Raw genomic sequence first — 14,781 nt, forward strand, 5'->3', positions numbered from 1 at the left:
CGCTGCAGCAGCTTCCCCTGGACAGGCTCTTCTTCTTCTTTTTCCTCTTCGGGCTGGCGCTGCAGCAGCTTCCCCTGGACAGGCTCTTCCTCCTCTTTCTCTTCCGCCTCACGCTGGAGGAGTTTGGGCTGTGCCTCCTCTTCTTTTTCCTCTTCGGGCTGGCGTTGCAGGAAAGGTGTAATCTGTCCGGCAACCGGTTTGGCCTGAATATCCCCCCCTGCTGCAACTGAATGTGTACCAGTCTTTGGCTCCGGCGCATTTACAACACGTTCAGCCACACTGTCCGCCTCCTGCTCGTACTTATCACCCGGCTTGCCGACTGTCAGCCTGGGCTGGATTGCAGACCTTCGTATAAGGCGGGAAAGCTGCGCCGTTTTGGAGCCGGAACGGGGATCAGAGGTCGAACCACAAGTGTTGACGGGCCTGCCTGAGGAAATGACCCTTGAAAGGGCATCGGTTTCACTATCCTCCTTACGTTGCAGCAACGAGGCGCTGGTATCCACCTGCTGCCTTGCCGCAGTGGTGGAGGATAAGTTTTTATCTGTCGCTTTTGCCAGGGTTTTCATCGTTCATTTCTTATATCTAAAAATGGGGCTGTCACTATTTTTTCTTCTGATGCAACCTTTGTAAATAGACATTATTTAGGACATCTTTTCTTATTGTAAGTGGCTGCACCCTTATGAATTAAACTGGATCCCGGACGGCAAGCGGACGCTATTAAAAATTTTCCTTCTGCAAACTTCAACCATTCTGTTGCGTTTTTTCCGGGGTATCCCCGCATTTCAAATGGAAACACTCCGCTTGTTCGCATATTCCAGAGCCCCATACTAAATCCACCTGTTTTTGTACCCGCATAAGTGGGCAAAGGTGCGGTGATATCTTTTCCGGAACTTCGAGGTGACTTGATAATACTGTCAAACCAGTTTTTAATCGTCACCGATTTTATCGGTCTTTTGGTTTTACAATATCTTGCCGGGACCCCCTTGGTGCCACAGGTGTGAATATCCTTATCTTTACCTATTCCTGTTAAATTTTTTATTTTCTTTTTTATCATTACTATTTTTCCTGCTCGAATTAAAATCCTAAATCTCCTGTCAGGATGCCAACCCCAATATCCATGCGCAAACAGGTCATGAGAAAAAGAAACACCTGTAACACTTGCAATAGGATTTGGCACTTTCTTTACAAGCGCCTTGAAAATATTCTGTTCTGTTTTAGACAAAAACTTATACATGGAAGCAAAATCAACCCGGGTCATTAGTCTGAAAAATGCTTTCGGTTGTTTAATTTTTCCTGATTTTGTCAAGATTAATTTCCTTTTTGCCTGTAGAATATAATGGACGATTAATTGTAAAAAACCTTTTAAATTGTCAATATTTTTTGTATTGACGCCACTCAAAATTGTGGTAACAGCTGGCGTGACTTTGCCTGCTATTGATGTTCTTTTATCATGTTCTTTTAACAGGGATTCATATTCCTTTAGCACGATGCCTTCAGTTGATTGCGGCTTTGCCCTGAAACTGGACGGTTTTGCTAAAACATCTACTTTTCCAAAATAATCTGTTTTGAATCCTTTGTAAACTTCAGGATTAGTCTGGCTAATGCTTTTTTTAGGATCTCTGGGTTTCTTTGGAAGCGCCTTGATTTCATTTACGATTTTCACCGCATTCTCAATATCCGGTTTTAGATCGACCCATTTGGAATGCGCAGAAGTAACAAATTCAATGACACTGCCGGTATCAACCTCCATTTTAAGGCCTTTCACTGTCCGTAATGGTTTACTTTTTGTTTGTGTTCTGGTAAAGGTCCTTGGGGATTTACCTCTCCGGTTTTTTGAAACAACATTTCTGGTCTGGAATTCAAATCCCATCAACCTTTGAATGGTGTTTTTTGCAGAACATTTTTTTGAAATAGATAAACGCTTACATTTCAAGGAAGAAAAAGATGTCCATGTTGTTTTACACTTTACGTTGCTCCCATGATCTTGCTGCACCACATGCGTCAGTTCATGGGCCAGCAGCCTTTTCCCACCCGGTGATTCGGGTGAATATTGCCCCGATCCAAAAACCACATCCCGCCCTTTCGTAAATGCCTTAGCATTAACACTCCTTGCCAGATGCGACGCATTTCTATCAGTATGAACTCTCACCCCGCTAAAATCAGCGCCGAAACGAGGTTCGAAAAAGGAGCGTGTCGATTCAGGCAAGGGCTGCCCACCGCCTTTAAGGGAATTTAGCCCGCTTTCGACGGAAGGAGAAACAGGCACGTCCTCACCACTTTCCTGACTGGCCTGAACCGGCATTTCCTGTTCTTCTCTTTCCTCCTCTCCGACCTGCCGCTGAACTTCACCTTCTTCTTTCTCTTCCTCTTCAGGCTGTCTTCGGACGAGAGACGTTATCGATTCGGCAAGCGGTTTTGACTGTACCTGTTCTTCATTCCCACCCTGGGAACCCTTTGCAAGCGGTCAGGTCGGTTTGGGGCGTATCTGCGGGCCGGGCATACGCATGACACGTTCGGCAACGCTGTCCGCCTCCTGCTCATATTTGTCATTAGGTCTGCCGACTGTAAGCTTGGGCTGAACCTTAGTCCTCTGCACAAGACTGATCAACTGCCCCGTTTTGGAGTCAGGATTTGAATCGGCAGGCGGGCCATAGGCATTGACAGGCCTGCCCGACGAAATGATCCTCGAAAGGGCATCGGTTTCGCCGGCCGCCTTCCGCTGTAGCAGCGGCCCACCCCTGTCCGTCTGCGGCCTTGCCGCAGCGGAGGAGGACAGGTTTTTAGCTGTTGCCTTTGCCAAAGCTTTCATCATTCGCTCATCAATTTGTACCGCTTATATTCCGTTCCTTTTATAAAAACTTACCCCATTTACTTAAGGACAGACACATATATCCCGCACGGTATAACCTCTTTGTTTGGGGTTAACATAAATGGAGCCGCAGATCATCCCTTTTACTCTCATCACAGTTACTGAAACCCCTAAAGGGCCCGGTCGTAAAGTAAATGAGGACATACTAAAGAGATTGGCCGGAACCAACTTTATATTGATCGGTCTGTTTGTTGAATTTACAAACCCTATTAGGGCGCCTGATTTCACGCAAGTAAAGCCGCTTCTGATCCCCCCGGCATCCAAATAAAATGTAACATGGCCCGTAAGGGCTTAGCACATTTAGCCGGGACAGGTCCTTTTCGCCTTTGTACATAAGGCATTTGAGTTCTTTCTTTTGTTCTTGCCCCAGGCAGGGAATGGATATCACTATGAGCCGCAGGAACAGGGGGAGACTTTTTGCCATCTGCCTCTTTAGCCTGAACCGGTTTTTCCACCTGACCTTTAACGGGCGGTTCCGGCATGGTCATCACTCCTTCGGCAACGCTGTCCACCTCCTCGTACTTTTCACCCCCCTGGCCGATGGTCAGTTCGGGCTGAATCCCGGACCTCTGTATGAACGTGGAAAGCTGTGCCGCTTTGGAACCGGAGTTTGGGCTAAGGGAGGGACTGCAGGAATTAACGGGATTGTGGGACGAAATAATTTTCGAAAGGGCCTCCGTCTCGTTAGCCGCCTTCCGTTGAAACAGCGCCCCACTCCTGTCCGCCTGCTGCTTCACAGCCGCAGGAAAGGAACTTTTATGAACTGCCTTTGCCAAAGTTTTCATTCTAAACCCACATAAAAACCTGACGTTAAATCAGGAATATTTAAGGCCACGGCGGTCTTGGGACAAGAGTTCTTACATTAGCGTTATTGGATATTGTGCCTGAGAGTTTTGGTGTTAAAGGCCCTTTTCCATTTCCCGTTGATATTCCATCCATACCGCTTCCTGAATTAGTGGCTCTGCTGCCGACCGGCTTGGTTTTATCAACATCAACGATAAAGTTAAATCCCCAATTTACATTTTTCAGATGCCTTATCTGTGCATCAGTACGTCTGCGAGCGATAAACCAGGCAACAACATTAAAATTCCTTTCATACCTTTCCAGGGAGTTTGGATTGGTTACTCTCGGGTCGTTCCAGGGTGGTCTATGGCCGGGCGTATCATTCATACTTTCACTGACTGAGGTTCCGGAACCTGTGACGGGTGAAAAGGACCCCGTGTAATACCATGGGGCAGGCGTTCCGGCGATAGCATCCCTGAGAGGCAGGGAACTTTTATGGTATCGCAAGTAAGACTTCTCGTATCTTGCCTCGATATCATAAGGTGAATAAACAGTCTGGATATACCCGACATCCCACTTACTGGCTTCAGCATTATCGCCTGTAACACTCACCGTTCCACTAGAACGGAACGTCGGCGCCGCAATACTGGGTCCTGCCGCATTTTCCGTTAAGTTTGCATTTCCCGATCCGGTGGCGGAAAAAGCCGTCACATTAAATGCCACAGGCGCAGGAGATGCGGCGCCACCACCGCCGCCGCCTGAACCGGACCTGCAGCTTACGAGAAACTTTTCAAGCCATGACCTTGTGTGTCTTTTCATAGCGGCATCCCTGCCCTTTTGCTCACCATGGTGCTCATCGGGATAAAAGCCCAGACAGGCGTGCTTGAGCGCAGCGCCTCGTCCGTAGGCGTGTTTTGGAATCATTATGCCGGCAACAATAGGAAGACCTCCGGGAACTAATAAAGCAAGCTTCCAGCACATGGAAGAACATAGCCTTCGGGTCGGAATTTTCCATGTTGTAAAGTTATGTGAGAAGGTATCCTGGAACCTGTGCAATCCCGCGCCAAATGCCCTGATATCGCAGGCAGTAATTGCTCTGTTCATATCCCCAACAGCTACACTGCGGGCAGGGAAATGAAGCATATCCCTGCCGCTGACAAGGGGATTTAAAATTTCTGTGGGTGTGGTTATCCAGGGATGTCTCCAGCCCGTATCAACAGCCTGGTCTTCAAAGGCGACCGTTCCGGCCTCAACTGCACTGTATCCGACATTGGCCGCCTCCTGCAGGGTCATGTGATAATGTATGTCCTCTGCGTACCTCTGAATAAAAGGACGGGGAACGTTCTGATTAATATTGACCTTCCTTTTTATCTCCGCTGCCGCAGGCTTGCCGTTGCCGAAAGAGCCCCTTAATGGAGAAACCCCTTTTTTACCTTCTTTTGTGCCGGGCAACTCCATTCGCAAGACTTTATCGGCTACGCTGTCCGCCTCCTGTTCATAAGCATCTCCCGACTTGTTAACGATGAGCTTCGGTTGTGCTCCCGCAAAAATACCTTTTATACACTCCCAGATGACTCCGCCTGCACGTTTGATCCATTCCCAGGCTGCAAGCAAAGCCCTGCCGATAGCGCGGGCAATACGCTTGATCCACTCCCAGGCCGCCAGAAGCCCTCTCCCGATAGCACGGCCGACTTCCTTGATCCACTCCCAGGCTGCCAGGAGCCCTCTGCCAATGGCACGGCCGATACTTTTGACCCACTCCCAGGCCGCCAGAATGCCCCTGCCGATGGAACGGCCGATATCTTTAATCCACTCCCAGGCTGCCAGGATTCCCCTGCCGATTGAGCGGCCGATACCTCTGATCCAATTCCAGGCCGAGAGAATTCCCCTGCCGATGGAACGGCCCACACCCCTGATCCAGCCCCAGGCGGACAACACGCCTCTACCGATAGAACGACCCACACCCCGAATCCAGCCCCAGGCGGATGACGCTCCTCTGCCGATAGTGCGCCCCACACTTCTAACCCCGCTCCATACAGCTCTCCCCACCGATGCAGCGCCTTCCCAGAGGTCGCCAAAAAAACCGCACTGCACGTCAGGCGCAGCAGAATCTTTTCCGGCAACCTGCCCTTTATTATCCGGCTTGGACTGTAAAGTTGCCGCTCCTCCCTGCTGCACAACATGGGTCAATTCATGACCCATGAGCCGTTTGCCCTGCGTTGATCCCGGATCATACCGTCCTTCTCCGAAATAAACATCTTTCCCGACAGTAAATGCCTGCGCGCCAAGCTGTCTTGACAATTGGCCCGCATCGGAACCGGTATGTATGCGCACATTACTGAAATCAGCCCCGAAACGGGGCTCGAAGAATGAGCGGTCCGACTCGGGAAGCGGTCTCCCGCCCCCTTTTGTGGCGTTGATCCCCCCTTCAACAGACGACGCCACTTCAGATGCGCCACCTCCATTTTCGCTGGCCTGGACAGGTTCTTCCTCTTCAGGCTGACGCTGAACGGCATCATTTTCTTCCTCAGACTGCCGCTGGAGAAGCTTTCCCTGCAGGGGCTCTTCCTCTTCCGACTGCTTTTGAACTTCCTTTTCTTCAGGCTGCCTTCTGACAAGAGGCGTTATTTCTGCGGCAAGGGGTTTTGTCTGCAATGCTTCTTCGTTCCCGCACGGAGAACCTTCGCCAAGGGGTCAGGTCGGTTTGGGCCGTATCTGCGGCCCCGGCATACTCATAACCCGCTCGGATACGCTGTCCGCTTCCTGTTCGTATTTGTCATCCCGCCGGCCGATGGTCAGTTTGGCCTGTACCCCGGACCTCTGTATAAGCGTGGAAAGCTGTGCTGTTTTGGCGCCGGCCTTCGGATTAACAGGCGGACCGCAGGAATTAGCGGGGCTGCGGGACGAAATAATCCTCCTGAGCGCATCGGCGTCATTATCAGCTTTTCGCTGAAGTTGTATTGTGGCGCCATCTGACTGCTGCCGTGCCGCAGCAGTCGTGGATGAGCCTTTATGAGCAGCTTTTGCCAGAGCTTTCATAAATCATCCCCAATTAATTGATTGACTATTCCCCTCAATATTCCACATAAACGGCATGCCCTTCCTCAACCATCAGGTCATTGACGTTTATCCACCCTCCATTCCCGTCGGGCAGTATAATTTCAGCCAGATAACGGCCATACTTCCCTTTTTTATCCTTAACGGTCTTGATCAATATCTCCTTTTCGCCGATGCGGCTAATCAAAAAATCCCGCGAGAGCAAACCCGCCGGTCTCTCAGCGCCCCTGATCTCAGGTGCATTAATCCTGCTGAACCTGAGTTTTTCGCCATGCACCCATGTGCCGAGCCCCAGATCTATGTCGACAGTGCAGGTATCCCCGTCATAAACGGAACATACCAGCGCCCGGTAATAATAAAGATTCTCTTCCACTTCCTCCCCCTTATCATAAATTTGTTATTTACCCGTCTTCTGCATCAACAGGCACATCATAATCCACTGAAAGGCGCTGAACCAGGCAATGACCAGCGCCGTAAAAAAATAGTCGGGCAGCCACCAGAATTCGAAGAGCCTGGGCCTGTAAAAAGCCACCAGCACGAAGGCCGCCCAGTGGCCGAAACAGTACCCGCAGGAAAACATCTCTCCCAAAAAAGAACTCTTCCCCTTTAGCCACTCTCTAAAGGGCAGAAACAACTTTGCTTCGGCGACGGTAAAGGAGAGGCAAGCGTTCACAAAAGAAAGATAAATTATCTTCTCCATTGCACCCTGGCTAACAGCCGCCGCTGCAGTGGGCCACCGGCCTCAGCATGTACTTTTTTATCCATATATTCATAATCCTGTACTCCTCTTTTAATGTCGGCCAACGAGACAGTTAACTAACCGTCAGGCTTCCTCTGGTATGCAATTTAACTCTCAACCCGACGGGGGTACCTTTATTAATACCGCCGGTTGATAAACGCAACTTGTGTTTTCCGGCTTTAAGGGTAAATGTAAAGGTATGTGTTTTCCCCGGTATCCGTTTATACTGTCCACCTCCTTTACTGCCGGCTTTTACTTTTTTTGTGGTGCTCTTATCCAGGATAATGGGAAAGTGTGAGGGGCCTGAAATATGATGAGCGTCCCCTTCCCATTCGCCGGAAATTTTAACTTTCACCTTTTTACAACTATCGGTTGTATAAAAAACAACATCAACATAATTAAAAAAAGAGGCCCTCAGGCTATGAACGCCTGCACAGCTTTTCCCGCCTTTCATCTGCACCGTATCGGCAGACCTGTTTATTTTTCTGCTCTGCTGCAATACATGGGTCAATTCATGGGCGAGAAGGCGTTTGCCGCCGCTTGTTTCCGGCGAATAGTAACCGGAACCGAATACAATATCCTTTCCCTTTGTAAAGGCTTTGGCATTAATAGCCTTTGCCAAACCGGCGGCCCTGGAATCAAGATGAATTCTTACGCCTCTGAAATCAGCGCCGAAGCGGGGCTCAAAAAATTTGCGTGTCGATTCCGGCAGGGGCCGGCCGCCGCCTTTTATGGCCTTAATGCCGCTTTCGGCAGAAGAAGAGAGGGCCCGGCTATTTTGCCCTCTTTCCTTTGCCTGAACTTCTTTTTCCTCTTCTTCGGGCTGCTGCTGAACCCCCTCCTCTTCTTCTTCGGGCCGGCGTTGAAGAAACTTTGCCTGAGCAGGTTCTTCCTCTTCTCCGGGCCGGCGCTGAAGCATCTTTGCCTGGACGGGCTCTTCTTCCTCTTTCTCCGGTGCCTCTACCTCACGCTGAAGCTGGTCCGCCTGCGCTTCCTCTTTTTCTTCCTCCTCCGGCTGACGTTGCGTCAACGGCGTAATCTGTTCCGCAAGCGCTTTGCCATGGACTTCCTCCTCTTTATCTTCCGCCTCCCTGCTGACCTGAGGGTCGGCTATCGCCATTACCCGGTCGGCCACACTGTCGGCTTCCCGCTCATATTTGCCGCCAGGCGTTCCTACCTTCAGCTTCGGCTGAACAGGGGAGGTCTCTATCAGACTGCTGAGTTGCGAAACCTGCGAATCGGCCTTTCTCTGCATCATCCCACTTTCACCGGCGCTTTGATCTCCCGGCTGATTTGAAGATTGTCTTTTTCTGCGCCTGCGGCCTCTTGTCCTCATAAGCTTCCCCCTCCCTTCAAGACGTTTTCCCCTCTTTTTGCAGTTCCTTTCGGATACCTTCTTTTATGTCACTCAGAAATACAGCGCCCTTATTCCCTTTCAGCATCATCAGCGCGGCGTAGCGCACCACGTTCATAATGGCCCCTCCCGAGAGTTCATAGTCAGCCGCAATTTGTGATAGATTGACATTATCTGAAAAATTAATTTTTTCCGGGAAGGCATTATTCCAAAGCAGGCTTCGCTCTTTCTGTCCGGGCATGGGAAAGTGGATGATGGACTGGAATCTTCGTGAAAAGGCTTCATCAATGTTTGATTTGAGGTTCGAGGCCAGAATAACCACCCCCTCATAATCTTCTACCCGCTGAAGCAGGTAGGAAACCTCCTGATTGGCAAAACGGTCATGAGCGTCATTGATGTTGGTGCGTTTCCCGAAAAGGGCGTCGGCCTCATCAAAAAAGAGCACCCAGTTTTTATGTTCGGCCTTGCTGAAAACCTTTTCGAGATTTTTTTCCGTTTCTCCGATATATTTTGAAACAACCATGGAAAGATCGATGCAGTAAACTTCCAGCCCCGTAGCCTTTCCAAGGAGTGAAGCCGTAAAGGTCTTTCCCGTCCCCGGAGGGCCATAAAAGAGACATCGATATCCAGGCTTGATCTTTCGCCGCAGATCAAGTTCATCGAGCAATATATGGCCATACTCTATCCATGCCCTGATCTCAAGGACTCTCTCCATGGTATAGTGATCAAGCACGAGATCACTCCAGTCAAGCCCGGTCTCAATCTTTTTTGCCGGAAACCCGGCGCTGAATATGGGCTTGCGAATAGTTCCCGTCGTCGTCAGGTCGATAACCTCCCTGGAAAGCGTAAGGGTTCCGCTTAGCTCAGGCTCATGGGCAAGATTGCCGCTCAGTTTCAAAATATCATGTTTGGCAAAAAAGTGGTCGGCTTCGAAGAGCCTGGAAAAAGTAAGCCGCTTTTCCAGATCATCTCCGGCAAGAATAAAAAGGGCCGTTTCCCCCGTCGGCACAAAGGCATTGAGAGACTGGTCGTTTCTCCCTCCAAATTCTGTAAATACCCGTGAGTTTGCTGCATTTTTTGTAAAAAAAAGATCAAGCAGCTGCGGTTTGATGTGCGGAACCAGGCTTAGAATAAAAACAACCCGCTCGGCAAAGGTCATATTGTAATGAGTAATAAAATATCCGTAAACAGACTCGCCTCCGTCCAGGCCCGGCGGCATAATGTCAAATATATCATCATGGTCGAAGTCATGCCCGAAATGAAGTTTGATGCGCCCATCGAGCACTTTGAAAAACCAGTTCAGCTCATCTTCCAGAATGCAGGCGCTTGTAACCGGTGGACCGGTTACCACTCTACGCTGAGTATTTTCTTCATCCACGGCAAGGTTACTGTTGATATTCCCCATGGTAAACGCTCCATTAATATGTCGTAGGTTTTCCCTTCGACCTTCAAATGCCAGTTCTTTTCCTTCTCGGTAAGCGCCCCTTCTCTTTGCAGAAAGGATGTCCTCAAACCATCAACAGAGGTATTTCCCAATGCCTGCCAGTGACCGACAAGGGCCTTTAACAGCGCTTCCGATTCAGACTTTTCTTTTTTCCTCAAAGGGACCTTTCTCTCAAGCGGCTTTGACAGGTCCCATCCGCAAAGCAATTTATTGAGGGGCAGAAAATACTCCGGGCCCTGCTCCTCCCCCGTGGCAAGATATTGAAGCAGATGTATGGCCCGCATAGCGGAAGAATGATCGACAAAGCAGTCATCTTTTAAGAGATCGAGATGCCTGAAAAAGCGGGTCATGTAGGGCCAGAGAATGACAAGTCCGGCATTTTCAATGTATATGTCATCAGCAAGGGGTTCTCTTTCCCATGGTTCTCTCCCCCGGGCGTAACTTTCAAAATGCTCACCCCCCTGAGAAAAAGGCCCAGGCATCCTCTCTTTATCCCTGCTCGGGCCCGCTATCTCCCGGTGGAGGCCACCGCTCTCTTTCTCAAGCCCTCCTCCAGTGCCATCCTTTTGCCTTCGCTCTTCAACTGCTCTTCGCCCCGCTTCAGAAAAAGTTTTTTTCGCACTGACAGAAAGATCATTCTCCTCAAATTCATTTATGGCAATCCTCCCTCCGGGGCCGCTTCTTCCTCTCCCCTGGCGGGCAATGCGAACGCCATCTTTCGTAAAAACCGCCGCTCCCTCCTCCGGCAACGGTCTGCCCGCTTCATCCCCCTGGAAATCAGAAGTTTTTTCAACCCTCCCCTTTGCTCCCTTGTCTCCGGCAGGATCTGCTTTTCCGGAAGCAGCGTCGTCCCCACTGAATTGGGGCGCATCCTTTTCCTCTCTGCCCTTATTTTTTTTACGATTATCCCGATCATCTTTATCACCACCGCGCATATCCTTGATGAATATCCCGTCATCACTGAACCGGGCAAGCAAATGGGGAAGCCGGCTCTGAAAGGCAAGCCCCCTTTTTTTTAAGTTTCCCAGTTCATCGGCAAAAAGTAAAGCCGCCCTTTTGAAATCCATCCCGCTTGTACGGGAAAAGGCTTGAACAATGGATGCAGCCATCTCTTTTTCGCTAAAAGACGCTCCACCATTAAAAAGGAGCTGATCCAACATGGCGCCCCGCATCACAGATCGAATTTGAGGCCGGGAAAGGGGCGCAAGCTTTGCCTTATTGGCCATGGACAGCATATCCGTCATAAAACCGGCAAGCCACCCCGACGCATGGGGTTTTAGTATTTGGGAAACCCTTAAAAACAGCTCGTCTGTAAACTGGTAAAGAAAGCGCTTTCCGGCATTTTGACGGGACAGCTCTTTTGCAATAAGTGATTTGAGTTCCGGCGCCGGCTCTTCGAGTAATGTGAGAAATACCTTCTCCAGATCTCCCATACTCATCTTTTCCGCCCACCAGGGGAAGGTTCCACTTCTCAGGAAATGACTGATCAACGCCAGGTTGTATCTTTCCTGCGTCATCACTTCGTCATCCCGCCCCCCTTCTCCCGGGTCATAATTGACGGGAGCCGGGGACGCGCCTGTTGCCGGGGAAAGGCCCCTTTTTTCCTCACTCCCTTGCAAGTGCTGCTCACTTAACCGGGCCTGCCCAAGCCTGTCGGAAAGCGCTTCATAAAAAAGCGTCCTTATCTTCCCCTTAAAGGCTTCTTCCATATTCAGCAGGGGGATTCTACCGATATCGATCTCCAGCTTATCGATAAAAATATGCTCATCCCTGCCGACCAGCATTCCACAGATATCATCGAGAATCGGGACGGTATCGCTTGTGTAGAAAGCGCTGAGCCGGTTCTGGATCTGCCACGCTTCATCCTGACGGGCAATACGGATATGCAGTACCTGCTTTTTTATGATGTGTTTATGATGGGCCGTCATTTTTTATCAATCACCCTCTTTCCGGTTTAAGTTGAAAGCCGTTAATTAAGGACAGAGTCACCGGGGGCGTAAAGATCAGGACCCTCTATTTCACAGGTTTCCATAAATAAACCCTTAATTTTCAAATATCTTTTCACGCTGCCTTCCCACCTTATCCCGGCAGACGGCAATACGCCCGCCGGGGTCCCGGTTTTTTTACATCAATAATTTAATGTTCTTATTGAGCACTTTTTTCTCCGGGTTTTCGGTGACAATAGCAGTCATATTCTCCGTAACCACCGCTTTGTCCTCTGCATCAAGCCTGCTGATGCTCTCTTTCAGGCCCGTGGCAATATATTCGGAAGTCCCGTCCGTCGCTTTCAGATCTTTATCTTCAGCCCCCAACGTTCTTAAATAGCCGCTCAGACTGGAATTCATTAATTCAAGGTTTAGCTCTCTCTTCTTCGTCAATTCGGGCGTTGCGCCCGAGACCTCAATTGCTTTGCTGATATCTGTCGCATTGTCGACAAGGGCGTCGAATACCCCGGCAAACTCCCTGGTTATTGCCGTGTTTTCACTGCCGGCCATAAAATTATCGGGATTTGCTTCATATTTATTATTCACATCGTCAAAAAAGGTTCCAACCGATTCAACGTTATATTTTAGTCTGGGATCAGAAGGAATAATATCCACATACTTTCCTTCAATAGCGACAAGGTCCCTCTCAGGGATCGTAAAAATCTTTTTGGACACAAGCGCTATCGTCCCTTCGCATTCTGCTCCGGTCCTTGTGTCTATGCCCGTATAGGTAAAGGAGAAAGAGGTAAAGGGTTTCAGCCATGCAATATGGATACTCTTCTCGCTTCTCCGATTTATTTTGAATTCAGCCAAAGTTAAATTTTCAACACCTGTCACCTTTACATGGTCTGTTTCCGGCTTTGCGCTGAAATCGACAACAAACTCACCGGCTTCGGTGCCGTTAACTGCATAGCTCAGGTCCGGCATCTCACATGAGGGAGGAGCAACCTCGCCCCCTTCACTGAGAACAACAACCTTCACATGGCAGGACCGTCTATAACCCTTTTCCTTTTGATCGATTCGGTAACCGAAGGAATCTCTCCCCGCAAAGCCTCCCGGCGGCACATAGTAGATAATGCCCTCTTTAACGGTTGCCGTCCCTTTCTTTTCCGTCACGATTTGAGCCGACACTTTCTCAATGTCCGTTGTAAAGAGCTTTAAATCGGCTTTCATCTCCTTTTCCAGGTCATTGAGCACATAAATTTCAGCACTTTTGTCTTGATGAACAACCTCCAGGCATTCGCAGCAGTAGACAATAAGGGTAACTTCCGCTTCCGATTCTTCTTTGCGGCCCTCATCAACCAATCTGTACTTAAAGCTGTCCTTACCTTCCCTGACAGGCACATATTTTATTTTTTTATCTTCAATGGTTAATTTTGCACCCAAATAGGACGTATCACCCGGCAGAATAAGCGCCGTTTTCTCGTAGATCCTGTCATTGGCCAGCACATCGATAAGGACAGGCGTCATCCTCTCTGTCGCCGCAAGATCATCTGCCGCCTTGATATGCTTTTCATATTTCTCTCTCACCAGGACCGTCACCGTTGCAGAGCTTTCCAGTTCGGCTTCATTACGGATAGTGTAGGCAAAGGTATCGATTCCCGTAAAATCCTTGGGCGGTTTATAACTAAAAATATTATTTTTTCCTTTTAACTTAACCGTTCCTCCCTTGTCTGTACCCCCTTCTTCTTTCGGGTAGTCAACAATAACGATCTTATCGTTAGCAAGGGAGTAATCATTTCCCGGACCAACTATTTCTACCGTGGCTCCCCGGACGGTTTCGGCATAGTCATCTGTAGCCACCGGCGGCAGTTTCAATGATTCATCACAGAGCGGCACATGGCAGCAGCAATCAATTTTATAGGGCAGGCTGAAGTCGGCAACAACTATATAGTCGCCGCCCCCTTCTTTATGGCAAAGGAGAATGTACGTTCCACCTTCATTAACAGGCTCATGTTCCAGACCGGGATATTCTTCAACAAAATTCCTGAAAATGAAGGGATGATGATTTTTCAGATATTCCGTCCGCTGAGTATAAGTGTAATAAAGGGTCAGCAGCTTTACATAAAGACAGTTGCCCGTAAAGGTTTCCAATGTAATACGCCCTTGTCCAAGCAAGCTTTGCCACCGTTGAACTTCATCGATAGAAGCAACGTCGCTCCTTTCATAAATCAATTTATTCAAATAATCTTCAAGGTAAAGCTTTTCAACAATAAGCGCCAAAAGCAGCGCTTTGTAAGCATCCCCGAAACCGGTAAAATCAAAGTCCTCCATACATTGGGGGAGCAACGCGTCCATTGCGCCGGCAAGCTTTTTAATTTGGGCGATATCCCTGCTCTTTTCATAGTCTCCATCAATGTCTTTAAGAAACTGCTCATAACGGGACAGTACCTCTGCCGACAGGCAAAGCAGCACACTTCTTAACTCCAGATAGTCGGCCTGCAGATCATGCCACATGCAGATATGAGGCATACCGCTTGTAAATGCGTCATTGCCGAGAGTCAATACGATCACGTCAAAGGAAAGGTTCTTCGTCTTTATTATTTCATT

12 protein-coding genes are annotated in these 14,781 nt (G+C 49.1%); all 12 read right to left on the reverse strand.

What is annotated here, in order from left to right:
* The coding region (locus tag OEV42_19675) for a hypothetical protein (GenBank protein MDH3976489.1) at positions 1-566 on the reverse strand (566 nt) is incomplete at its 3' end.
* 71 nt (positions 567-637) lie between these two features.
* The gene (locus tag OEV42_19680) at positions 638-2,206 is read right to left on the reverse strand and encodes a DUF4157 domain-containing protein (protein ID MDH3976490.1); all 1,569 of its coding nucleotides are present in this window, start codon (positions 2,204-2,206) and stop codon (positions 638-640) included.
* A 258-nt stretch (positions 2,207-2,464) separates the two neighbouring features.
* On the reverse strand, positions 2,465-2,812 hold the full coding sequence (locus tag OEV42_19685; protein ID MDH3976491.1) for a hypothetical protein: 348 nt from the start codon (positions 2,810-2,812) through the stop codon (positions 2,465-2,467).
* A 281-nt stretch (positions 2,813-3,093) separates the two neighbouring features.
* A complete protein-coding gene (locus tag OEV42_19690) occupies positions 3,094-3,654 on the reverse strand; it encodes a hypothetical protein (GenBank protein MDH3976492.1) in 561 nt (186 codons plus the stop codon).
* Between the two features lie 40 nt (positions 3,655-3,694).
* A complete protein-coding gene (locus OEV42_19695; GenBank protein MDH3976493.1) occupies positions 3,695-6,307 on the reverse strand; it encodes a DUF4157 domain-containing protein in 2,613 nt (870 codons plus the stop codon).
* Between the two features lie 39 nt (positions 6,308-6,346).
* Entirely contained in the window at positions 6,347-6,691 is a 345-nt protein-coding gene (locus OEV42_19700; GenBank protein MDH3976494.1) for a hypothetical protein, read from the reverse strand.
* A 34-nt stretch (positions 6,692-6,725) separates the two neighbouring features.
* Positions 6,726-7,082 (reverse strand): thermonuclease family protein, encoded by a 357-nt coding sequence (locus tag OEV42_19705; protein ID MDH3976495.1) that lies wholly within the window; start codon positions 7,080-7,082, stop codon positions 6,726-6,728.
* 24 nt (positions 7,083-7,106) lie between these two features.
* Positions 7,107-7,409, reverse strand: a complete 303-nt coding sequence (locus OEV42_19710; GenBank protein ID MDH3976496.1) for a hypothetical protein — start codon at positions 7,407-7,409, stop codon at positions 7,107-7,109.
* Positions 7,410-7,521: 112 nt separating this feature from the next.
* Positions 7,522-8,784 carry a DUF4157 domain-containing protein gene (locus OEV42_19715; protein ID MDH3976497.1) on the reverse strand — a complete coding sequence of 421 codons (1,263 nt, stop codon included), beginning with the start codon at positions 8,782-8,784 and terminating at the stop codon, positions 7,522-7,524.
* Between the two features lie 16 nt (positions 8,785-8,800).
* On the reverse strand, positions 8,801-10,207 hold the full coding sequence (locus OEV42_19720) for an ATP-binding protein (GenBank protein ID MDH3976498.1): 1,407 nt from the start codon (positions 10,205-10,207) through the stop codon (positions 8,801-8,803).
* Complete coding sequence (locus OEV42_19725; GenBank protein MDH3976499.1) at positions 10,147-12,174, reverse strand: contractile injection system tape measure protein; 2,028 nt, start codon at positions 12,172-12,174, stop codon at positions 10,147-10,149. Before OEV42_19725 ends, OEV42_19720 begins: the two co-directional genes overlap by 61 nt.
* 195 nt (positions 12,175-12,369) lie before the next feature.
* On the reverse strand, positions 12,370-14,781 hold a 2,412-nt coding region (locus OEV42_19730; GenBank protein MDH3976500.1), incomplete at its 5' end, for an Ig-like domain-containing protein.

Source organism: Deltaproteobacteria bacterium (assembly GCA_029860075.1).
Taxonomy (GTDB): Bacteria; Desulfobacterota; JADFVX01; order JADFVX01; family JADFVX01; genus JAOUBX01.

Bases quoted from the DNA above. Each gene is read 5' to 3' on its own strand.
- OEV42_19685 (MDH3976491.1), bottom strand. From the start codon at position 2,812: ATGATGAAAGCTTTGGCAAAGGCAACAGCTAAAAACCTGTCCTCCTCC.
- OEV42_19690 (MDH3976492.1), bottom strand. From the start codon at position 3,654: ATGAAAACTTTGGCAAAGGCAGTTCATAAAAGTTCCTTTCCTGCGGCT.
- OEV42_19700 (MDH3976494.1), bottom strand. From the start codon at position 6,691: ATGAAAGCTCTGGCAAAAGCTGCTCATAAAGGCTCATCCACGACTGCT.
- OEV42_19710 (MDH3976496.1), bottom strand. From the start codon at position 7,409: ATGGAGAAGATAATTTATCTTTCTTTTGTGAACGCTTGCCTCTCCTTT.
- OEV42_19715 (MDH3976497.1), bottom strand. From the start codon at position 8,784: ATGAGGACAAGAGGCCGCAGGCGCAGAAAAAGACAATCTTCAAATCAG.
- OEV42_19720 (MDH3976498.1), bottom strand. From the start codon at position 10,207: ATGGGGAATATCAACAGTAACCTTGCCGTGGATGAAGAAAATACTCAG.
- OEV42_19725 (MDH3976499.1), bottom strand. From the start codon at position 12,174: ATGACGGCCCATCATAAACACATCATAAAAAAGCAGGTACTGCATATC.